The sequence below is a fragment of the Yoonia sp. TsM2_T14_4 genome (assembly GCF_049602355.1).
Taxonomy (GTDB): Bacteria; Pseudomonadota; Alphaproteobacteria; order Rhodobacterales; family Rhodobacteraceae; genus Yoonia; species Yoonia vestfoldensis_A.
Genome location: NZ_CP187137.1, coordinates 1,890,725 through 1,910,455 on the forward strand (window position 1 = coordinate 1,890,725; position 19,731 = coordinate 1,910,455).

19 protein-coding genes are annotated in these 19,731 nt (G+C 57.5%); 13 read left to right on the forward strand and 6 right to left on the reverse strand.

Translation table 11 applies throughout. The features are described 5' to 3' along the window. The first annotated feature begins 1 nt into the window (after window position 1). Entirely contained in the window at window positions 2-1,789 is a 1,788-nt protein-coding gene (locus tag ACPF9B_RS09355; RefSeq protein ID WP_424176950.1) for a feruloyl-CoA synthase, read from the forward strand. Window positions 1,790-1,795: 6 nt separating this feature from the next. Here ACPF9B_RS09355 and ACPF9B_RS09360 read toward each other — a convergent pair whose 3' ends face one another. The 4 genes from ACPF9B_RS09360 to ACPF9B_RS09375 all read right to left on the reverse strand — a co-directional run bounded on the left by ACPF9B_RS09360 (window position 1,796) and on the right by ACPF9B_RS09375 (window position 5,638). Beyond that, the gene (locus tag ACPF9B_RS09360; protein WP_007204135.1) at window positions 1,796-3,127 is read right to left on the reverse strand and encodes a TRAP transporter large permease; all 1,332 of its coding nucleotides are present in this window, start codon (window positions 3,125-3,127) and stop codon (window positions 1,796-1,798) included. Between the two features lie 5 nt (window positions 3,128-3,132). Next, window positions 3,133-3,609 carry a TRAP transporter small permease gene (locus ACPF9B_RS09365; protein ID WP_007204134.1) on the reverse strand — a complete coding sequence of 159 codons (477 nt, stop codon included), beginning with the start codon at window positions 3,607-3,609 and terminating at the stop codon, window positions 3,133-3,135. Between the two features lie 121 nt (window positions 3,610-3,730). After that, window positions 3,731-4,780 carry a TRAP transporter substrate-binding protein gene (locus tag ACPF9B_RS09370; protein WP_040482726.1) on the reverse strand — a complete coding sequence of 350 codons (1,050 nt, stop codon included), beginning with the start codon at window positions 4,778-4,780 and terminating at the stop codon, window positions 3,731-3,733. A gap of 72 nt (window positions 4,781-4,852) precedes the next feature. Further along, window positions 4,853-5,638 (reverse strand): crotonase/enoyl-CoA hydratase family protein, encoded by a 786-nt coding sequence (locus ACPF9B_RS09375; protein WP_424176953.1) that lies wholly within the window; start codon window positions 5,636-5,638, stop codon window positions 4,853-4,855. A 97-nt stretch (window positions 5,639-5,735) separates the two neighbouring features. On the opposite strand from ACPF9B_RS09375, the gene ACPF9B_RS09380 reads away from it, so the two are divergent. Genes ACPF9B_RS09380 through ACPF9B_RS09395 form a run of 4 tightly spaced genes read left to right on the forward strand, consistent with a single transcriptional unit; the run spans window position 5,736 to window position 10,662 of the window. After that, window positions 5,736-6,626, forward strand: a complete 891-nt coding sequence (locus tag ACPF9B_RS09380) for a 4-hydroxyphenyl-beta-ketoacyl-CoA hydrolase (protein WP_007204131.1) — start codon at window positions 5,736-5,738, stop codon at window positions 6,624-6,626. 27 nt (window positions 6,627-6,653) lie between these two features. Further along, a complete protein-coding gene (locus ACPF9B_RS09385; RefSeq protein WP_424176955.1) occupies window positions 6,654-7,832 on the forward strand; it encodes a cytochrome P450 in 1,179 nt (392 codons plus the stop codon). A gap of 8 nt (window positions 7,833-7,840) precedes the next feature. Continuing rightward, window positions 7,841-9,361, forward strand: coding sequence for an acyl-CoA dehydrogenase family protein (locus tag ACPF9B_RS09390; RefSeq protein WP_007204129.1), 1,521 nt, complete (start codon window positions 7,841-7,843; stop codon window positions 9,359-9,361). A gap of 23 nt (window positions 9,362-9,384) precedes the next feature. Further along, a complete protein-coding gene (locus ACPF9B_RS09395) occupies window positions 9,385-10,662 on the forward strand; it encodes a flavin-dependent oxidoreductase (protein ID WP_424176958.1) in 1,278 nt (425 codons plus the stop codon). Between the two features lie 2 nt (window positions 10,663-10,664). Here ACPF9B_RS09395 and pcaQ read toward each other — a convergent pair whose 3' ends face one another. Further along, window positions 10,665-11,576: a pca operon transcription factor PcaQ gene (gene pcaQ / locus ACPF9B_RS09400; protein WP_424176960.1), complete on the reverse strand. Its 912-nt coding sequence runs from the start codon at window positions 11,574-11,576 to the stop codon at window positions 10,665-10,667. A 95-nt stretch (window positions 11,577-11,671) separates the two neighbouring features. On the opposite strand from pcaQ, the gene pobA reads away from it, so the two are divergent. From pobA to ACPF9B_RS09435, 7 genes are read left to right on the forward strand one after another with little or no spacing between them, the layout of a single operon-like run. Next, a complete protein-coding gene (gene pobA / locus ACPF9B_RS09405) occupies window positions 11,672-12,841 on the forward strand; it encodes a 4-hydroxybenzoate 3-monooxygenase (RefSeq protein WP_424176962.1) in 1,170 nt (389 codons plus the stop codon). A gap of 42 nt (window positions 12,842-12,883) precedes the next feature. Beyond that, complete coding sequence (gene pcaC, locus ACPF9B_RS09410; RefSeq protein WP_424176964.1) at window positions 12,884-13,267, forward strand: 4-carboxymuconolactone decarboxylase; 384 nt, start codon at window positions 12,884-12,886, stop codon at window positions 13,265-13,267. Beyond that, complete coding sequence (gene pcaH / locus ACPF9B_RS09415) at window positions 13,264-13,983, forward strand: protocatechuate 3,4-dioxygenase subunit beta (RefSeq protein WP_424176966.1); 720 nt, start codon at window positions 13,264-13,266, stop codon at window positions 13,981-13,983. Before pcaC ends, pcaH begins: the two co-directional genes overlap by 4 nt. Before the next feature lie 2 nt (window positions 13,984-13,985). Beyond that, a complete protein-coding gene (gene pcaG, locus ACPF9B_RS09420; RefSeq protein WP_040482724.1) occupies window positions 13,986-14,585 on the forward strand; it encodes a protocatechuate 3,4-dioxygenase subunit alpha in 600 nt (199 codons plus the stop codon). A 6-nt stretch (window positions 14,586-14,591) separates the two neighbouring features. After that, window positions 14,592-15,428 (forward strand): 3-keto-5-aminohexanoate cleavage protein, encoded by an 837-nt coding sequence (locus ACPF9B_RS09425; protein ID WP_424176968.1) that lies wholly within the window; start codon window positions 14,592-14,594, stop codon window positions 15,426-15,428. Between the two features lie 25 nt (window positions 15,429-15,453). Further along, window positions 15,454-16,233, forward strand: coding sequence for a 3-oxoadipate enol-lactonase (gene pcaD, locus ACPF9B_RS09430; RefSeq protein ID WP_007204121.1), 780 nt, complete (start codon window positions 15,454-15,456; stop codon window positions 16,231-16,233). After that, window positions 16,230-17,279 carry a 3-carboxy-cis,cis-muconate cycloisomerase gene (locus tag ACPF9B_RS09435; RefSeq protein WP_424176971.1) on the forward strand — a complete coding sequence of 350 codons (1,050 nt, stop codon included), beginning with the start codon at window positions 16,230-16,232 and terminating at the stop codon, window positions 17,277-17,279. Before pcaD ends, ACPF9B_RS09435 begins: the two co-directional genes overlap by 4 nt. A gap of 10 nt (window positions 17,280-17,289) precedes the next feature. Here ACPF9B_RS09435 and ACPF9B_RS09440 read toward each other — a convergent pair whose 3' ends face one another. Further along, complete coding sequence (locus ACPF9B_RS09440) at window positions 17,290-18,201, reverse strand: helix-turn-helix domain-containing protein (protein WP_007204119.1); 912 nt, start codon at window positions 18,199-18,201, stop codon at window positions 17,290-17,292. A 141-nt stretch (window positions 18,202-18,342) separates the two neighbouring features. On the opposite strand from ACPF9B_RS09440, the gene ACPF9B_RS09445 reads away from it, so the two are divergent. Then, window positions 18,343-19,728, forward strand: coding sequence for an aldehyde dehydrogenase (locus tag ACPF9B_RS09445; protein WP_007204118.1), 1,386 nt, complete (start codon window positions 18,343-18,345; stop codon window positions 19,726-19,728). The last annotated feature ends 3 nt before the right edge of the window (window positions 19,729-19,731 follow it).

Below are 19,731 nucleotides of genomic sequence, written 5' to 3' on the forward strand. Positions count from 1 at the left end.
CATGTCCCAACCCATACCAAGCATCTCTGGCGATTTTTGGGCCCCAACCTTCGCATATGAACACCGTCCCGATGGCACGGTCGTCATGCGTCAGGAAGGTGAATTGCCCGACTACGCGCCATTACTGGCTGATTATATGGACAAATGGGCTGACGCGACCCCGCACATGACATGGATTGCGCGCCGCAAGGATGGGGGTGAGTGGAGACACATCACTTACGCTCAGGGGCGCGCGCAGGCCAAAGCCATTGGTGCCGCCCTGCTCGACATGGGGTTGGGTCCCCAAAGGCCCTTATTGATCCTGTCTGAAAACAGCTTGGAACATGCGTTGCTGGGTATGGCCTGTGCCTACGTCGGCGTGCCTTATGCGCCGCTGTCACCTGCCTATTCTTTAGTGTCCACAGACCATGCCAAGTTGCGAAACATTGCAGCATTGCTGAAACCCGGCGCCATCTTTGCCGATAACGGCAAGGCGTTCGCCAATGCTATTTCCGCTATCAACAATACAGACACCACGGTCATCAATCTGGACAACCCGATCAGCGGGGCGGTGCGCTTTGCTGACCTGCTTGACGCTGATCCGGCACCGTCCCAAGCGGCGCGCGCCAGGCTGACGCCAGACACGGTTGTCAAATACCTGTTCACATCAGGCTCTACAGGATCACCGAAAGCCGTGATCAACACCAATCGTATGATCTGTGCGATGCAAGCAATCGTGCGCGACTGTTACCGGTTCTTGACGCATGAACCACCCGTCGTATTGGACTGGGGGCCGTGGAACCACACGGCCGCTGGCAACAAGGTCTTTTACCTGGTGATGACGAATGGCGGCAGCTACTATATCGACGACGGCCGCCCGGTGCTTGGAAAATTCGACGAAACATTACGCAATCTTCGCGATATTTCCTGCACATGGTATTTCAATGTGCCGATCGGGTATGACATGCTGGTCGATCAGCTTGAAAATGACCCCGCACTAGCAGCAACTTTTTTCAATAAATTGGGCATGATGTTTTATGCAGGCGCTGGCATGGCACAGCGCACATGGGACAGGCTGCGCGCTGCAGGGCGCGCAACGACAGGCCATGAAGTGCTGTTGGCGACCGGGCTTGGGGCCACCGAAACCGCACCTTTTGCCTTGGCATGCACTGTGCCACAGGAAAAATCCGGCAATGTCGGTGTACCCTCGTTGGGACTGACGATCAAACTTGTGCCAAACGGGGGGAAACTGGAAGCGCGGATCAAAGGACCGACCATCTTTCCGGGCTATTATGGTGATCCTGCGCAAACCGCCCAAGCCTTTGACGACGAAGGGTATTACTGCATGGGCGACGCACTGCGCCCGGCCGATCCAGACGATTTCTCAAAAGGGTTCTTCTTTGATGGGCGGATCGCAGAAAACTTCAAATTGTCGACTGGTACCTGGGTTGCGGTCGGTGCGATGCGCGCGAAACTGGTCGATTCAATGGATGGATTGATCCGCGATGCAGTCATCGTCGGCGAGAACGAAGCAGAACTTGGTGCGATGGTTCTTTTGTCGCAGGCGGCGCAGACCATGGACCAGGCAATCCTGCACGCAGCACTTTCAGAAAAACTGGCCGCCGCCGCAAAAGACGCTTCTGGGTCTGCCACCCGCGTCCGGCGCATTATCGTGCTGTCAGAACAGCCCAGCTTTGACCGAGGTGAAGTGACCGAAAAGGGGTCACTGAACCAGCGCGCCATGCGCAGCAATCGTGCCACAAGCGTCGCGCAGCTTTACAGCGATGACCCTGCAGTCATCGCTGTCTGATTTCCTTTAGCCCAGACTGTCAATAAACCAGACCAACCACAGCGTGATCGCAGGGAACATCGTCAGGATGGCGACGCGGATCAGATCCGTCACCACAAAGGGCAAGGCGCCTTTATAAGTCTCTTTGATCGGCGTATCCTTGGCCATGCCGTTTATGATGAACAGATTCATCCCCACTGGTGGCGTGATCAACCCAACCTCGACGACGATCAGAACCAGAATACCGAACCACAGACCAAAGTCCTGCGGTGACATGCCGAAATCCAGCACGATCATGATTGGATAGATAATCGGCACCGTCAAAAGCACCATAGAAAGGCTGTCCATCACGCAGCCGAAAACCAGATACATGAAAAGCACGATCACCAGCACGATCCAAGGTGACATGCCTGCACCGCCGACCCATGCGGCAGCGGTCTGTGGCAATTGGCTGAGCGCCAGAAAGCTGTTGTAAAACCCAGCCCCCAGAATGATCAGATAGATCATGGCTGAAGCGCTGGCTGTCGCAAGGATCGCTTGCTTGAGGCGCGGCCAAGTCATCTGCCCTGAAACAACGCTGATCAGGCCTGTGCCTGCGGCACCGACAGCCGCCGCCTCGGTGGGGGTAAATACGCCAACATAGATCCCGCCCACAACAACCACGAAGATCGTCAGAACCGGCCAGACCTTGGCCAAGGCCACAAGGCGCTCGGCCCAAGGGACACGGTCTTTCACCATCGCGGCGTTCGGGGACACGCGCACCCAGACCGAGATGGCAAGGATATATCCCAGCGCCGCCAAAATCCCCGGAATAAGCGCCGCTACAAACAGTTTTTCGATATTCTGCTCAGCCAGAATGGCATAAATTACCAAGATGACCGAAGGCGGGATCAAGATGCCCAATGTGCCGCCCGCTGCCAAGGCTCCGGTCGCAAGCGACCCGGGATAGCCATAGCGGCGCAATTCGGGCAGGGCCACCTGCCCCATGGTGGCCGCTGTCGCCAGTGAACTTCCGCAGATTGCGCCAAATCCGGCGCAGGCCCCAATTGCCGACATCGCCACTCCACCCCGCCGATGGCCCAGAAAACTTTCGGCTGCACGGAACAATGCAGCCGACATCCCCGAAAGGGTCGCGAATTGTCCCATCAGCAAAAAAAGCGGAATGATCGAAAACGAGTAATTGGAAAATGTCCCGTAGGTCACATTCTTGAAGGCATTAAGCACGGGCAATGCTGTGCCATAGACCAGATAGGCCCCGCCGATGCCAACGCTCATCATCGCCAGTGCGATTGGCACGCGCAGAAAAACAAGCAGCAAAAGAACCGGGAATGACCACAATGCGAGGGCCAGATCACTCATGTAAATTACTCCACTACCGGCTCTAGGCCGATCAGACCTCGCAGCGCGCGCAGTACACAAAAGGCGGCAACCAGCACAAAACCGACCGCGCCGACCAGACAGGCGGCATAGCCGATCCAGACGGGTACCTGAGCGATCAGGGTTGTTTCGCCAAAGCGCTCTTTGTCCAACATGCCCAGCCATAGCCGGTGCGCGATCAAGGACGCCAAGACCAGCATGGCTATATCAATGACGAGGTTCAGCAATCGGTTTACGCCATCCGGAAAGGCGGGTTTAAACAAATCGACGGCCGCATGGCCTGCCTGGTACTGACACCACGGCAAGAACGCAAAGATCGCAGCGCCAACGGCGATTTCGGTGTAATCATAGATACCGCGGATTGGTCCACAGCAAATGCCCGAAGAAAACAACGCCCTGCCGATGATCGACACGCATGTCAGGACGATGATCACCAAAAGAAGAAGACCGCCCGCAAGCGCCATAACACGCGCAACACTCTGTGCGGACCGTGAGAGCATCCCGTACATCGCTATCCCCAATGCATCAAATAAGGCATAAAGATCCGGGCGCCTTGGACAGCGCCCGGATCATTGAGAAAAGGCCCTAAACGCCCAGCATCGCAGATTTTTCGTCGATCAGCTCTTTGGCACGGGCGATCAATGCCTGTCCGTCAATGCCCTGAGCGTCCATATCAGCAACCCAACGGTCAATGACCGGCTGTGCAGCAGCTTTCCAGCGCGCAACTTCGGCTTCATCCAGCGTGGTGATGGTATTGCCTGCATCAAGAGCGATCTGGCGGCCGGGGGCATCATAGTCCAACATCACCTGCGAGAACGCCTGCGCCATTGCAGCACCGCTTTCGGCGTCAAGAATTTCACGCAGATCGTCGGGCAGCGCATCATAGGCATCCTTGTTCATCACCATGATGATGGTTGCGGTATAAAGCGCCTCTGGCCCACCGAATTCGGTGTGATTGGACACCATTTCCGCCAGACGAATGGACGGTGTTACCTCCCAAGGGATGACGGTGCCGTTGATTACCCCTTTGGACAGCGCCTCTGGAATGGCAGGCAGCGGCATGCCCACAGGTTCCGCGCCCAATTCAGACAACAGATCATTGATGATGCGGGTCGGACCACGCAAAGTCTTGCCGGCCATATCCTCGAGCTTTGTGATAGGCTCTTCAGAGTGAATGAGGCCTGCGCCGTGGACCCAACCGGCCAACACTTTGAAGTCACCGTATTCGCTCTCGCCAAAATCTTCTTCAATCATCTGTTGGAATGCCAGCGATGTTGCGATGGAATTCTTCATGATGAAGGGCAGTTCAAACACTTCGGTGCGCGGGAAACGACCGGGTGTATAGCCGACAACCGACATCGCAATATCGACCACACCGTCGCGTGCCTGATCCAGCAGTTCAGGTGGACGCCCACCCAGGGCCATCGCGTCGAAATGCTGGATACGCAAACGGCCACCGGACGCCGCCTCCAGACGCTCGCCCCAAGGCTTGAATGCAAAGGCAGGCAGCGGCGCTACAGGTGGCAAGAACTGATGGAACCGCAGGGTCGCGTCCTGTGCAAAAGCCATATTAGGGCCGATACTTGCGGCCAATGCACCAACGGCAGTGGTTTTCAGAAAGTCTCTTCTTTTCATGGTAACTCCTCCCAAAGATTTCCAGTTAAGTGAGCAAAGGTTATTCAGTCTTCGCGGTGTTTCTGCCTTTTGTTATCTGAATTTCGGTTCCCGCTTTTCGAGAAAGGCCCGCAGACCTTCCTGCGCCCCGGCAGACGACTGCGACATCGCTGCCGCAAGGCTCTCGGTGAACATCCCATCGCTCCGTGACATGTCACCAATTCGTGAAATCGCATTTATCATCAAATAGTTAGAGAACGGCGCATTGTCCGCTATCCGGCGCGCCAGCTTCAGCGCAAGCGGGATACCCTCGCCTTCGGCCACAGCATAATGCGTCAAGCCCAGCGCCAGCCCGTCCTCAGCGCCATAGCTGCGCCCTGTCAGCATCATCTCGCGCATCCGGTCGGCTCCCAAGATACGGCCCACGCGCACGGTCGCACCGCCACCTACAAAAATGCCGCGTCGCCCCTCGGGCAATTGGAACCGCACCGAAGGTTCGGCAATCCGCACATGAGTCGATGTCGCGATCTCAAGCCCGCCACCAATGACCGCACCTGTCAGCACGGAAATCACGGGCAAGCCGCCAAATTCGATCAGCTCGGACACGCGGTGCCAGTTGCGTGAATGGTAAACGCCCGGGATCGGCTTTCGGCTTTCATGCTCGGCCAGATCAAGGCCGGAACAGAAATGCCCGCCCTCGCCACGCAGGATGACGGCGCTCACACCTTCAGGCGGGTTGGAAAAAAATGCATCAAGCGCGTCGACCAGCGCATCATTCATTGCATTGCGCTTTTCGGGACGATTGAAAATAATGGTCGCAATGTCGCCGTCAAATTCAACGCGTGTGACAGACGTATCGCGGGCCGAAGACTGCATCATTTTCTCCCCTAGGGGCCTAATTTGAAAGCTGTTGTATAGGTTAACAGTTTTACTGTATACCTTTTTTTTGCAAGGCGCGTGCAAAACGGAGGTTCGCATGGTCGATTTCACCAAGGTCAAGGCCATTGATTTCCACACCCACGCAGAAGAACCCTGCTGTGATCATCGCGATGATGGGTACAATGAATTTCAGGCTGGCATGGCCGCCTATTTCAAAAATCCAGCCGGCGCGCAGGGTATGCTTCCCACCGTGCAAGACACTGCCAACTATTACCGCGAGCGCAATATCGCGGCGGTCATCTTTCCTGTTGATGCTGAACGCGAAACCGGCTTTCGGCGCTATTCCAACGAAGAAGTCGCAGGGATTTGCGCCGAGAATGACGATATCCTGATCCCCTTCGCGTCGGTCGATCCGCACAAAGGCAAGGCAGGCGCGCGCGAAGTGCGCCGTCTGGTCCGCGACTTTGGCGTGCGCGGTTTCAAGTTTCATCCCACGATGCAGGGCTTTTACCCCAATGACCGCGAAACGGCATATACCGTCTTGGAAGCATGCGCCGAGGAAGGCGCGATTACCTTGTTCCATACCGGCCAAACAGGTGTTGGATCGGGTATGCGCGGCGGTATGGGGATGCGGCTGAAATACTCTAACCCCATGTACCTTGATGACGTCGCAGTTGATTTCCCCGATATGCCAATCGTGCTGGCGCACCCGTCATTTCCATGGACCGAGGAAGGTCTGGCCGTCGCCCAGCACAAGCCGAATGTTTATTATGATATGTCTGGCTGGTCGCCCAAATACTTCCCCGAAACATTTATCCGCTACGCCAATTCGATCCTGAAAAAGAAGATGCTGTTCGGCTCTGACTGGCCTGCCATCACGCCGGACCGGTGGTTGGCCGACTTTGAAGCTGCTGCTTTCAAAGACGAAGTCCGGCCCTTGATCCTCAAAGAAAACGCATTGCGGATTTTGGGTGAAGCCACGTCTTAGACAGCGTCGATTGGGAGGAGATGACACATGCCAAACTTAGCACCACTGGACGAGCAGATTACGCTGGACCAATTGGACCGCGACCCGTTTCCGATCTATCGCCGCCTGCGCGCCCAAGCCCCGGTGTTGCGCGTAAAATCCGCAGGCCGCACCCTGCTGACAAAGGCTGTCGACACAAAATACGTCAAAGACAATCCCGAGATTTTCAGCTCTGACGATCCCAATACGCCGATGAAGCGGGCGTTCCGCGCCCATACGCTCATGCGCAAGGACGGCGACGAGCATCGCCGCGAGAGGATGGCGATGGCGCCCGCCTTTACCGCCAAAGTGATCCAGACAGACTGGATGCCCAAATACGAGCAGATCGCCCGCGAATATGTCAGCCGCCTGCCGCGCGGCGAAATCGTAGACCTGTTTGCGATCTTGTCAGGCGCCTATGCCGCGCGCGGCCTTGCGATCTTGCTGGGTATGGAAGACGCCAGTGACGACGATATGCTGGAATGGTCCCAAGCTCTTATCGAAGGCGCAGGCAACTTCGGTTGGCGGGATGAACCCTTTGCCCGCAGCGACCGCGCCAATGACGCCATTGATGCGCTGCTCGACCGCATTCAGGATCGCCACCGCGCTGCGCCGAACAACTCGGCGTTTTCCGTGATGCTCAATGCCGAAGATCCGATCCCCATGTCGCAAATCTACGCCAACATCAAAATCGCCATCGGCGGCGGGATCAATGAACCACGCGATGCGCTCAACACGATCATCTACGGGCTTTTGACCAATCCCGATCAACTGGCCGAAGTAAAACGCCGTGAGGATTGGGACAAAGCCTTTGAAGAAGGTGTGCGCTGGGTCGCGCCCATTTCTGCTTCGTCGCGGCTTGTGACCGTCGATACCGAAATTCGCGGCTATCTCATCCCAAAAGGCGACACGGTCATGACGATTCAGGCCAGCGCTAACCGCGATGAAGACTTCTTTGATAACGGCGAGGTGTTTGAGGTCTATCGCGACAAGAACCCGCATCAATCCTTCGGCAATGGGCCGCACTTTTGCCAAGGCACCCATGTGGCAAGGCGCGCGGTGGGCAAGGTGATGTTGCCAATCCTGTTTGACCGTTTCCCGAATATGGAAATCCCCGATACTGACGCTGTGATCTGGCGCGGATTTGGCTTTCGTGGGGCTGTTCAAATCCCAGTCTTGTTGAAGTAGCCCCTGACGTGACCGCCTTTGTTGCCCCGACCGAAGATATCCTTTTCTCGCTGCATCATGTGGCGGGGGCCGGCGCGCTTGCCGCATGGGACCCAGAATTGGCGGGTGACATCTTGGGCCACTTTGCCGGTTTTGCCGAAAGGGTCATTGCGCCGCTCAACGCGGTGGGTGACCGCCAGCATGCGCAACTTGTCGACGGGCGCGTCCGGATGCCCGACGGCTTTGTCGCGGCCTATGCCCAACTGGCACAAGACGGCTGGCAAGGGCTGACAGCCCCAGCCGCGTTTGGCGGCATGGGGGCCTCGCCTTTGATCGCGGCAGGGGTGTCCGAATTATTTTCCGGCGCAAATCACGCGATGCAAATGGTCTGCAATCTGGTGCCCGGTGCGATTGCAACGCTTATGAAATACGGCACGGCAGCCCAGCAGAACGCGTGGATTCCGAAACTTGCCTCTGGCGCGGCCCTTTCGACCATGTGCCTGACCGAAGCGCAGGCGGGATCGGATCTCTCGGCGATCCGGTGCCGGGCTGAAAACACCGGTGACGGGTGGCGGATCACAGGCGAGAAAATCTTTATCTCTGGCGGCGATCAGGACATGTCAGCCGAAATCCTGCATCTGGTGCTGGCCCGAAGCAGTGCGGCAAACGCTGGCATGAACGGGCTGTCCTTGTACATGTGCCCCGCCCAGCCCGACGTCAGCGTGACGCGGATCGAGGAAAAGATGGGCCTGCACGCATCGCCCACCTGCCAGCTTCGGTTTGACGGGGCCAAGGCGGAATTGATCGGCACCGAGGGGCAAGGGTTGCAAGCGATGTTTACCTTGATGAACCACGCTCGCATCGACGTCGCCCTGCAAGGGGTGGCCCACGCCAGCCGCGCCGCGGATATCGCGGCTGCCTATGCGGCGCAGCGCATACAAGGCCGCCAGCCGCATGGATCACCTGCCCTGCTCAACCAGCACGCAGACGTTCAGCGCATGTTGGACGACCAACGCCACCTTGCTTTGGGCGCGCGCGCGATGTGCCACATCGCCCTTGTGGCGGTCGAAACTGCAGATAGCCCCGCGCTTTGTGATTTCCTGACCCCGCTGTGCAAAGTCTTTTGCTCGGAGGCAGGGATACGCGCGGCCGACCTCGGCATCCAGATCCTCGGCGGTTATGGCTATTTGAACGAATATGGCCTGGAACAGATTTGGCGGGATGCGCGGATCTGTGCAATCTACGAAGGGGCGAACGGCATCCATGAACGCAGCATTGCCACCCGTGGGCTGCGCGCAGGCGGCGGAGCGGATGAATTTGCAGATCTCGTTACCGACCTGGCTCATGGGTCCGCGCCTGTGCTGCAGCGTCTGGCCGACTGGCAAATCTTGCGCAGCGCGATGTCACAGACATCCGATCCGTTACCGCAAGCCCACGCTTTCGCACAGCAAACAGCGAATTTGTTTTTTGCCGCCGCTTGGGCGCGCATTGACGCCGTCGCTGAGAACCATAATTCACCCAGCGAGCTCAGGCGCTTGCACAGGCGATGATCTAGGCAAAAGGCACTTCATTTATGACACACCCAGATGTTTTGATCGCCGGCGGCGGTATTGGCGGGCTGAGCTTGGCGCTGACATTGCACCAGATCGGGGTCAGCTGTCGCGTGATCGAAACATCGCCTGTGATGAAGCCTTTGGGGGTTGGCATCAACATCCAGCCCAACGCGGTGCGCGAGCTATTTGATCTTGGTTTCACCGAGCAGGACATGAACAGCGTCGGGGTCCCCGCCCGCGAATGGGCTTTGGTGGGGCTGAACGGCAAAGAGGTCTATGCCGAACCGCGCGGGCTGGAGGCAGGCTATAAATGGCCGCAATACGCCGCCCACCGTGGGGCGTTTCATATGCTGCTTTACCGCAAAGTCATTGAAAGACTTGGCGCAGATGCGGTGCTTTTGGGATCGCGTGTGACAGGCTGGAGGCAGTCCGACACTGGTGTCACAGCCGTGGTGACAGGGTCCGATGGCCGCACAGAAGACCAAACCGCGCAACTCCTGATCGGGGCCGATGGTATCCATTCTGCCATCCGCGCCCAGATGCACCCAGACCAGCCACCGATTCATTGGGGTGGCGCTGTCATGTGGCGTGGCACGGTGCGCGCCAAGCCAATGCGCACCGGATCATCCTTTGTCGGGCTAGGCACCCATGAACACCGCATGGTGATCTATCCGATCTCGGCCCCCGATAGCGAAGGCTATGCGCAAATCAACTGGATTGCCGAAGTGACCCGCGACAATGCAGGCGGCTGGCAGGAACAAGGCTGGTTCAGGCCTGTCGAAGTTGCCGATTTCGCGCATCATTTCGACCAGTTCCGCTATGATTGGTTGAATGTGCCAGAGATGCTGGCGCAGACCGATTGCGCCTATGAAAACCCGATGATTGACCGCGACCCGATCCCGACATGGGTCGACGGACCTGTCGCTTTGATGGGAGATGCTGCCCATGCGATGTATCCCACAGGCTCGAATGGCGCGAGCCAAGCCATCGTCGATGCCCGCGTGATTGGGGCAAAAATCCTGGAACTCGGCGTGACGCCCGCGGCCCTGTCGGCATATGATGCGCAGCTTTGCGCGCCGATCTCGGCGCTTGTTTTGCGCAATCGCGGGGCCGGGCCTTTCGGGTTGCTCAATCTTTTGGATGAACGCTGTGGCGGTGTGTTTGAGGACATCGAAGATGTGATCCCTGCGCAAGAGCGCTCAGAGTTTATGGCGACCTATAAAGCGGCGGCGGGTTTTGCGATTGAGCGGCTGAATGCCGCGCCGGCAACGCTGCCTGTTGGAGCGCGTGTCAGCTAGCGTCAGGCCATCGCATCGGGTGCTGCACGCAAAAGAGCGCTGATGAAGGCACGCGCCACGACCGAGCGGACCTCTTGTGACCGTGACATGATGCCGACAGCGCCCGTGGTGGCAGATGTGTCCAGATCAAGCGCGACCAAGCGACCTTCGGCCAGCTCACCGGCCACCACCCCATAGCTGATGACCCAGACCGTTTGTGGATCAGCCAGTGTCACAGCACGCCCAAAGGCGGAGGATGCGGACTCGATCCGATTTGTGAAAAGCGGCACACCTTGCGAGATAAGCAACCGCGCGATCAGCGACCGGATCGCGGAATCTTGGGGCGGATAAAGCACCCGGAACCGGTCCAGATCCTGCCACTGGCGGACCGATACCGCCGGACTGTCGGGGTGCGCCACGACAACCACCTGTTCGGTATAAAGTTGCAGAAACTCCAATCCCGTCATTGTTTCGGGCCGCCCCAGACGACCAACCACCAGATCAAGCCCGCCATTGCGCAATCGTGTCACCAAATCCTGATGCGGGCCTTCGTGAAGCTCTAGCAAGGTATCAGGGTTTGTTTCCCCAAAATCAGATACGGCCCGCGGCAAAAGATGCGACACAACACTTGGCAGCGCCCCAACGCGCAACTTGCCAGCAGACAGGCCGGTGGCACGCACATTGCGCAACCCGTGACGCAAGGCAGAGATGCTTTGTTCAGCAAATTGCAGGAAAATTTCACCTTCGGCGGTCAGCTGAACCCCCGCCCTGCTCCGCGCAAGCAGCACGACGCCGATAATCTCTTCCAACTCCTTGAGAGCTTTCGAAATCGCCGGTTGCGTCAGGTTCATCTGTTCGGCTGCGCGTTTGAGGCTGCCCGCGCGGGCAATGGTGCTGAACGCATTGAGATGTCGAAACTTGATCCTGCGATCCATTTACTTTCCCAAAATAGCAACTAAATCGGTCAATTAGTTTATTTTCATCACCATTTCAATATGCCATTCCTGTTCATCAAGAGGAGTAGAACTGCATGAAAACGCAAGTCGCAATTATCGGTGGCGGGCCTTCGGGGCTTTTGTTGGCGCAGCTGCTGCACAGGCACAACATCGAAAGCGTCGTGTTGGAGCGCAAGACAAAGGACTATGTCCTGAGCCGTATCCGCGCGGGTGTTCTGGAACAGGGCCTTGTCAAGCTCATGGAAGAGGCCGGATGCGCGGACCGCCTGCATTCAGAAGGCTATGAGCATGATGGCACGCTGCTTTCTTACGGTGATGAGATGTTCCGGATCGATTTTACCGAGCATACCGGCACCCCGGTGATCGTGTATGGCCAGACCGAAGTTACCCGCGATCTATACGCTGCGCGTGAAAAGGCAGGCGGGCTGATTGAATTCAATGTCGATGACGTCGTGATCCACGGCGCCGATAGTGATGCGCCCTATGTCACCTACCGTGTCGACGGTGAGGACCGACGGCTGGACTGTGATTTCATCGCCGGATGTGACGGCTTTCATGGGGTCAGCCGCCAGACAATTCCGCTTGATGTGCGCCGCGAGTACGAAAAGGTCTATCCTTTCGGCTGGCTTGGCATCCTGTCCGAAACGCCGCCGGTGAACCATGAATTGATCTATGCCAATTCGCCGCGCGGCTTTGCGCTGTGTTCGATGCGCAATGAGAACCTGAGCCGCTATTATATCCAGTGCTCCCTGAGCGACAAACCCGAAGATTGGACTGATGAGGCGTTCTGGCAAGAGCTCAAACGCCGCATTCCAGCCGACCAAGCCGCGCGTCTGGTGACGGGTCCTTCCATTGAAAAGTCTATCGCGCCTTTACGGTCTTTTGTGACAGAACCAATGCGCTGGGGGCGCCTGTTCTTATGCGGTGACGCGGCACATATCGTGCCGCCGACAGGGGCGAAGGGGCTGAATACCGCAGCATCGGATGTCCATTACCTTTATCATGGGCTAACGGATTACTATGCGCGCGGCAGCACCGAAGGGATCGACCGCTATTCTGAAAAGGCGCTTGCACGGGTGTGGAAAGCCGAACGGTTCAGCTGGTGGTTTTCATCCATGATGCACCGCTATCCTGATCAATCCGAATTTGACCTGAAAATGCAGGTCGCCGATCTGGAGTTTTTGCGTTCCAACAAAGCGGCGCAAAAGGCGATGGCCGAAAACTATGTCGGGTTACCATATTGATTTACGCCAACCATTGGCGTTCACTGCTTAAGGAGGATCACAATGGTTGATCGGTTTGATAAAGGCATGACAACGCGGCGCGCCGTTTTGGGAAACGCGCATGTCGACAAGGCAGAAGCCGCCAAAACCGACTTTGATCGTCCGTTTCAAACGCTGATCACCGAAGGCGCATGGGGCAGTGTTTGGGCATCGGATGCGATTACGCAACGCGAACGCTCGATGATCACATTGGCACTTTTGGCGGCGACCAAGAACTTCGAAGAAATTCCCATGCATATCCGTGCGACTGCGCGCACCGGCGCCAGCAAACAAGACGTGATCGAGGCCTTCCAGCACGTCGCAATCTATGCAGGTGTCCCCGCGGCCAATCATGCGATCAAGCTGGCCAAACAAACCTATGCAGAAATGGAAGGGGAACAGACATGACCTCTGAACTTTACCAACGCGACCGCGAGTGGCACCCGCCCGCATTGGCGCAAAATTACAAGACCAGCCTCGCGCGTTCCCCGCGCAACGCGCTGTTGTCGATCCAAGGGTCTGCGAGCGAGCTGACCGGCCCGACCTTTGGGCATGACGAGATTGACGCCATAGATAATGATCTGCTGCGCAATTATGCCAAAACCGGCGACCCGATAGGCGAACGGATCATCGTGCATGGCAGGGTCTTGGATGAAAACGGGCGGCCCGTGCCGCATACGCTGGTAGAAATTTGGCAAGCAAATGCAGGCGGTCGCTACCGGCACAAAAAAGACTCCTATCTTGCAGCGATTGACCCAAATTTTGGTGGCTGCGGTCGGACCCTGACCGACGAGAACGGTTTCTATCGGTTCAGGACGGTCAAGCCAGGCGCATACCCCTGGCGCAACTGGATCAACAGCTGGCGTCCGGCACATATCCACATCTCTGTTTTCGGCACGGCTTTTGCGCAACGCCTGATCACCCAGATGTATTTCGAAGGTGATCCGCTCATCGCCAAATGTCCGATTGTTCAAACGATCCCTGACCAGCGCGCTATAGATCAGCTTGTCGCTGCGTTGGATCTGAATGCGACGATCCCGCTTGATAGCATCGCCTATAAGTTTGACATCATTTTGCGCGGCAGCCGCTCTACCTTCTTTGAAAACCGCCCCGAGGGGAATTGACGATGACGCAATCACTCGACTACCGCAAAGAGACAGCCTCGCAGACTGCGGGACCTTATGTGCATATCGGTCTCGCGCCAGGTGATGCAGGTTTTGATATATACGCTCATGAACTCGGACACGATATTGCCGGACCAAATGCCAAAGGCCAGCGGATCAAGGTGACCGGCATCGTCACCGACGGGACCGGAGCGCCGGTCAAGGATGTCCTGATCGAGATCTGGCAGGCAAATGCTGCCGGCATTTATCCCGGGCAAGGCGATGTCGAAGACGGATTTCGCGGCTGGGGGCGTGTGATCCCTGATTTTGAAAGCGGTGAATTTACCCTTGAAACCATCAAGCCTGGTGAAGTCGTTGGGCGTGACGGGCGCAAAACCGCCCCCCACCTGAACCTGTGGCTGGTCGCGCGTGGCATCAATGTCGGTTTAAACACGCGGATGTATTTCGATGACGCGGCCGCCGCGAACGACAAAGACCCTGTCCTGACCCTGATCGAACAGGCACACCGGCGCGATACGCTGATTGCAAAGGGCGATGGCGAAACCTATCGGTTCGACATCTGCCTGCAAGGCGAAAATGAAACCGTCTTTCTGGATGTGTAACCTACCATGACAACCCCTTGTATCATCTGCGTTGCGATCACCGGATCATTGCCAACGAAAGCCAACAACCCTGCTGTTCCGATCACGATTACCGAACAGATCGAAAGCACCCAGGAAGCATTCGAGGCAGGCGCAAGCATCGCGCATTGCCATGTGCGTGATGACGCAGGCAAGCCCACATCCGACCCGGCACGCTTTGCGCGATTGAAAGAGGGCATTGAAAAGCACTGCCCCGGCATGATTATCCAGCTTTCCACCGGCGGGCGGTCAGGTGCTGGCAAAGAACGCGGGGGTATGTTGTCGTTGGCCCCCGACATGGCCTCTTTGTCTGTTGGATCAAACAATTTCCCGACGCGGATCTATGAAAACAGCCCCGATCTTGTTGATTGGCTTGCCGCGGAAATGATGACCCATAACGTCAAACCCGAAATCGAAGCCTTTGACCTGAGCCATATCGTGCAGGCGACGCGGATGGCGGCAGACGGGCGCCTAAAAGGCCCGCTTTATGTGCAATTCGTGATGGGTGTCAAAAACGCCATGCCCGCTGATGAGCCGATCTTTGACTTTTACATAGAAACGCTCAAGCGGCTTGCGCCTGACGCGCAATGGTGTGCCGCCGGCATCGGGCCTGCGCAATTGACGGTGAATGAATGGGCCATCTCAAAGGGCGGGCATACACGCACCGGACTCGAGGACAACGTGCGTCTTGATCGCGACACCCTTGCCCCGTCGAATGCCGCACTTGTCAGACGTGCGGTTGAACTATGCGCAAAGTACGACCGTCCTGTCGCCACTTGGCAGCATGCCCGCAACATCCTTGGTCTACAAAAGAGCGCCGCATGAACCGCGCCTGCCCCGTTTTCGCCCGATGACATTTGTTTCACTCAACGGTGCCACGCTACATTACAGGTTCCGGGCAGGTTCGGGCAGGCCCGTCGTGTTTCTGAACTCTCTTGGTACCGATTTCAGGATTTGGGATGCGGTGATTGCCGCGCTGCCTGCACAAACGCCTGTCTTGTGCATCGACAAACGCGGCCACGGTCTGAGCGACGGTACAGAGATCACCATGCACCATTTGGTGGGTGATGTTGCGGCATTAATGGATGACCTTGGCCTTGCCTCGGCGCTGATCTGCGGCGTGTCTGTCGGTGGGCTGATAGCCCAAGGTGTCACAACAACGCGTCCTGACCTTGTGTCGGGGCTTGTGCTATGCTGCACTGCGGCCAAAATCGGTGATGCGGCAATGTGGAACACACGGATTGATGCAGTCAGGACAGGCGGGCTCGCCGCCTTGGCAACGGCGATCCTTGAGCGGTGGTTCAGCGCGCGTTTCATCGCCGAACGCCAAGTCGAACTGTCCGGTTATCGCAACATGCTGTCCCGCACGCCTGTCGACGGCTATGCCGGTACCTGCGCCGCATTGCGCGACACCGACTTTACCGCCGCCACCCGGACCATACGCGTCCCGACACATTGCATTGCCGGGTCCGAAGATCTGTCCACCCCGCCTGATCTGGTGCGCGGGCTTTGCGCATTGATCCCTGGGGCGACATTTCAGCTGATCGCGGGTTGTGGCCACCTGCCCTGCATCGAGGCCCCTCATCTTGTCGCCGAAGCGATCAATCTGATGCATAAGTCGATCCGATGACAGGGTTCACAGACCATCCATGGCTTGGCGGACTGCTCGGGGACAGTGAAACAACTGCCATCTGGGGGCCGGCACAACAGATGCGGCACATGTTGGCGTTTGAAGCGGCCTTTACCGCTGCCTTGGGGGCGGTTGGTCGGATCAGCGCGGATAAGGCACAACAGGTCGCCCGCCTGATCGTTGAGTTTCAACCCGATCTTGACGCCCTCAAGACCGCCACGATGCGCGACGGTGTCGTTGTGCCCGAACTGGTGGCGCAACTGAAACGGGCCGCGGGCGCAGATGCCGCGGCGATCCATGCGGGCGCAACATCGCAGGATGTGATCGATACGGCGCTGGCGCTGACCATCAAAGCATCCAACGCCCTATTGGCTGATCGCTTGAGCGCACTTGACGCAAGTTTTGAAAACCTCGCAAACCGTTTTGGCGATCAGATCATCATGGGGCGCACCCGGATGCAGGCGGCGATGCCCATGCGCTTTGCCGAGAGGCTTGCGACATGGTCCCAACCCGTTGCGCGCCACGCGTTGCGGTTGGACCGGTTGCGCCCCGAGATTGAAGTGCTGAGCCTTGGCGGCGCAGTTGGGGATCGCGCTGCGCTGGCGGATGACGCAAATGCCATCGCCGCCGAGATGGCGGCCGGTCTTGGCCTCTATAATCCGCCCAAAGCGCAACATGCCATGCGCGATCACATCGCGGATTATGCCAACCTGCTCTCTCTCGTGACCGGCAGCTTGGGCAAAATGGGGCAAGACATTTGCCTTATGGCGCAACAAGGCATCGAAGAAATCAGTCTGCAAGGCGGCGGTGGATCCTCTGCCATGCCTCACAAACACAATCCGATACTTGCCGAACTGCTTGTCAGCAATGCGCGGTTCAACGCGACGCAGCTTGCGGGCATGCACCACGCCCTGATCCATGAACACGAACGCTCGGGTGCGGCTTGGGTTCTTGAATGGATGATCCTGCCGCAAATGGCAGCGGTCACCGCACGCAGCCTGTCTGCGGCACAGGACTTATGTGCACGGATCACGCGAATAGGCTGACGGCACAGCCTTAGGGCCAATCTGCATAGCTGGCGACCGGCATTTTCTGCAAGCTGCCTGCATGCTCTGCGTTTGCCTTTCTGAATGCGCCGGGGGGCATGCCTAACTCTGTCGAGAAGAACGCGCTGAATTGAGATGTGCTGCTAAAACCAAGATGATCGGCAATTTGGTCAAGTGTTTGATGTGATCGTTGCAGCAATGCTTGCGCTTCAAAGGTCAGGCGATCCCGAATAAGGCGCTGTGGCGGCTTGCCCAAGGTGCGTGTGCAGATGTCATGCAACCGGTCGGGTGAAACCCCAAGTTCGGCAGCAAACCGTTTGACAGGCCACCGATCACGCAAATGCGCCTCAACCAAATGCCGGAACCTTTCAAGCGTCAGGTTTGCCGTCTTATAGCTTTGATCTTCAATCATTTCATTCACGCCAGCCCGCCAAAGAGAAACAAGCATGATCCGTATTTGCGCCTCGATCACGGTTTCCATGCCAGTCTGTGCGGCGTCCAGCTCTTTGAAGATCGCGGCAAAGCAGGTTGAAAGCGTCTGGACGATATCCGGTTTCTCGCGCAGGTTCAGCGTGAACTCACGGCCCGACATCAGGCGAAGTGCGGCGACTTCGGGTTTGTGACCGATGGCATCGCTCAGCGTGGTATCCCCAAGCGTCATAATCACGCCGTTACTGCCCGCCTTTGCCTTGATCCGCGTATCGAGATCTTTGGGGCCCCAATTGATCGCAGGACCGACAATTGTCTCTTCACTGTCTGGTGTCAGGCGAACAGCGCTACCCGACAAAACCAACAGGCACCGGGTGGTCCGGCCAGGGAAATCCACCAAGCCACCCAGAAACCGGTCACCCAAGCCGCCATGAAAAACATCGGCATGGATTGTCGTTTGATGCGTTGCGAGACCGGTGATCACCTTCTTCATAACCGGATACTGACAATAAAAAGCCAGATATCAATATTTATTACAAGGTGCCTTCGCCTAAGTTAACCCTCGGGCCAAGGTTTCGGGCCTGCTGCGTGGACTTATGGAGGTTCGTCCGCGCGGGAACAGGGGGGAATTGAAGTGCATCGTCCGGCTGTTAGGCTAGATCTGATCTCTGGTGCGAATGCGGCCGCATTCGCGGTCGATGCTGCCGTGAACGCAGCCGCATCGGCATTTCCTGAATGGTCACGCTGGACAACCGCAGAGCGTGCAAAGATCATGCGCAACCTTATGCCAGCGCTCGATGCGCATCGGCGGGAATTTTCCGCGCTCGCCGCAGAAGAGGTGGGCGCTTCGCGTTCGTGGACGGAATTCAACATCGATCTGGCGATCGGAATGCTGGCGCATGTGGCAAGCCTTGGTCCTGCGCTGGAAGATCGCTTGATCATTGACCCACAGAGCGGAAAACGCTCTGTCATTCGCCGACAGCCGGCGGGTGTCGCGCTGGGAATGGTGCCTTGGAATGCGCCGATCACGCTGGGGGTGCGCGCGATTGCCGGTGCGCTCATGTGCGGGAATACGGTTGTGATGAAAGGCTCGGAGCGTTGCCCCAAAACGCACCAATATCTGGTTGATGTCCTCAACGCGTCAGGGCTTCCCAAAGGCGTGCTGAATTGCGTGATCAGCAGCGCCGAGGACGCCCATGACACCATGGTGCAGCTGATCGCCCACCCGTGCATCCGCCGGATCAACTTTACCGGCTCGACCCGCGTCGGGCGCGATGTCGCGATGGAAGCGGCCCGCCACCTCAAGCCTGTTTTGCTTGAATTGTCTGGCAAGGCCCCTTTGATCGTGCTCGAAGATGCCGATCTGGATGCCGCAGTAGAGGCCGCCTGTTTTGGCGCTTTCTTCAATCAAGGACAGATCTGCATGTCCACCGATTGGATCATTGTGGTGAAAGCAGTTGCCGATACCTTTGTTGCTAAACTCGAAGCGCGGACACGGCAAATCGTGGCGGCAGATCCTGTTTATGAAGCGGCCACGCTTGGTCGCATGATTTCTGCCGAAGCCGCCGATCGCGTGAATGGATTGATCGAAGATGCGGTCTCCAAAGGCGCGCGGCTGCTGGTTGGTGGCCAGATTGATGGCTGCGTGATGCAGCCTGCATTGCTTGACGGTATCGCGGCCAACATGCGTGCGTACCGCGAAGAAACCTTTGGACCGCTGGCCAGCATCATGCGCGTTCATGACGCTGATGAAGCCGTTTCAATCGCAAATGATTCACAATTTGGCTTGAATGCCGCAGTGTTTAGCCGCGACCTTGATCGTGCGCAGGCGATTGCCGACCGGCTGGAATACGGGGTCGTCCAGATCAACGGCCCGACGGTCCACGATGACCCCTCAATGCCATTCGGAGGCATGAAGCAAAGCGGGTTCGGGCGCTTTGGAGGGGAGCAGGCGATCAATGAATTCACCGAATTAAGGTGGATTGCCACGCACCAAGACGGACGCTCACCAACGCTTTGAACC

Bases quoted from the DNA above. Each gene is read 5' to 3' on its own strand.
- ACPF9B_RS09380 (WP_007204131.1), top strand. From the start codon at position 5,736: ATGGTCGATTTCACCAAGGTCAAGGCCATTGATTTCCACACCCACGCA.
- ACPF9B_RS09425 (WP_424176968.1), top strand. From the start codon at position 14,592: ATGACAACCCCTTGTATCATCTGCGTTGCGATCACCGGATCATTGCCA.
- ACPF9B_RS09375 (WP_424176953.1), bottom strand. From the start codon at position 5,638: ATGATGCAGTCTTCGGCCCGCGATACGTCTGTCACACGCGTTGAATTT.
- pobA (WP_424176962.1), top strand. From the start codon at position 11,672: ATGAAAACGCAAGTCGCAATTATCGGTGGCGGGCCTTCGGGGCTTTTG.
- ACPF9B_RS09440 (WP_007204119.1), bottom strand. From the start codon at position 18,201: ATGAAGAAGGTGATCACCGGTCTCGCAACGCATCAAACGACAATCCAT.
- pcaQ (WP_424176960.1), bottom strand. From the start codon at position 11,576: ATGGATCGCAGGATCAAGTTTCGACATCTCAATGCGTTCAGCACCATT.
- ACPF9B_RS09360 (WP_007204135.1), bottom strand. From the start codon at position 3,127: ATGAGTGATCTGGCCCTCGCATTGTGGTCATTCCCGGTTCTTTTGCTG.
- pcaD (WP_007204121.1), top strand. From the start codon at position 15,454: ATGACATTTGTTTCACTCAACGGTGCCACGCTACATTACAGGTTCCGG.
- ACPF9B_RS09365 (WP_007204134.1), bottom strand. From the start codon at position 3,609: ATGGCGCTTGCGGGCGGTCTTCTTCTTTTGGTGATCATCGTCCTGACA.
- ACPF9B_RS09385 (WP_424176955.1), top strand. From the start codon at position 6,654: ATGCCAAACTTAGCACCACTGGACGAGCAGATTACGCTGGACCAATTG.
- ACPF9B_RS09395 (WP_424176958.1), top strand. From the start codon at position 9,385: ATGACACACCCAGATGTTTTGATCGCCGGCGGCGGTATTGGCGGGCTG.
- ACPF9B_RS09435 (WP_424176971.1), top strand. From the start codon at position 16,230: ATGACAGGGTTCACAGACCATCCATGGCTTGGCGGACTGCTCGGGGAC.
- pcaC (WP_424176964.1), top strand. From the start codon at position 12,884: ATGGTTGATCGGTTTGATAAAGGCATGACAACGCGGCGCGCCGTTTTG.
- pcaG (WP_040482724.1), top strand. From the start codon at position 13,986: ATGACGCAATCACTCGACTACCGCAAAGAGACAGCCTCGCAGACTGCG.
- ACPF9B_RS09370 (WP_040482726.1), bottom strand. From the start codon at position 4,780: ATGAAAAGAAGAGACTTTCTGAAAACCACTGCCGTTGGTGCATTGGCC.
- ACPF9B_RS09355 (WP_424176950.1), top strand. From the start codon at position 2: ATGTCCCAACCCATACCAAGCATCTCTGGCGATTTTTGGGCCCCAACC.
- pcaH (WP_424176966.1), top strand. From the start codon at position 13,264: ATGACCTCTGAACTTTACCAACGCGACCGCGAGTGGCACCCGCCCGCA.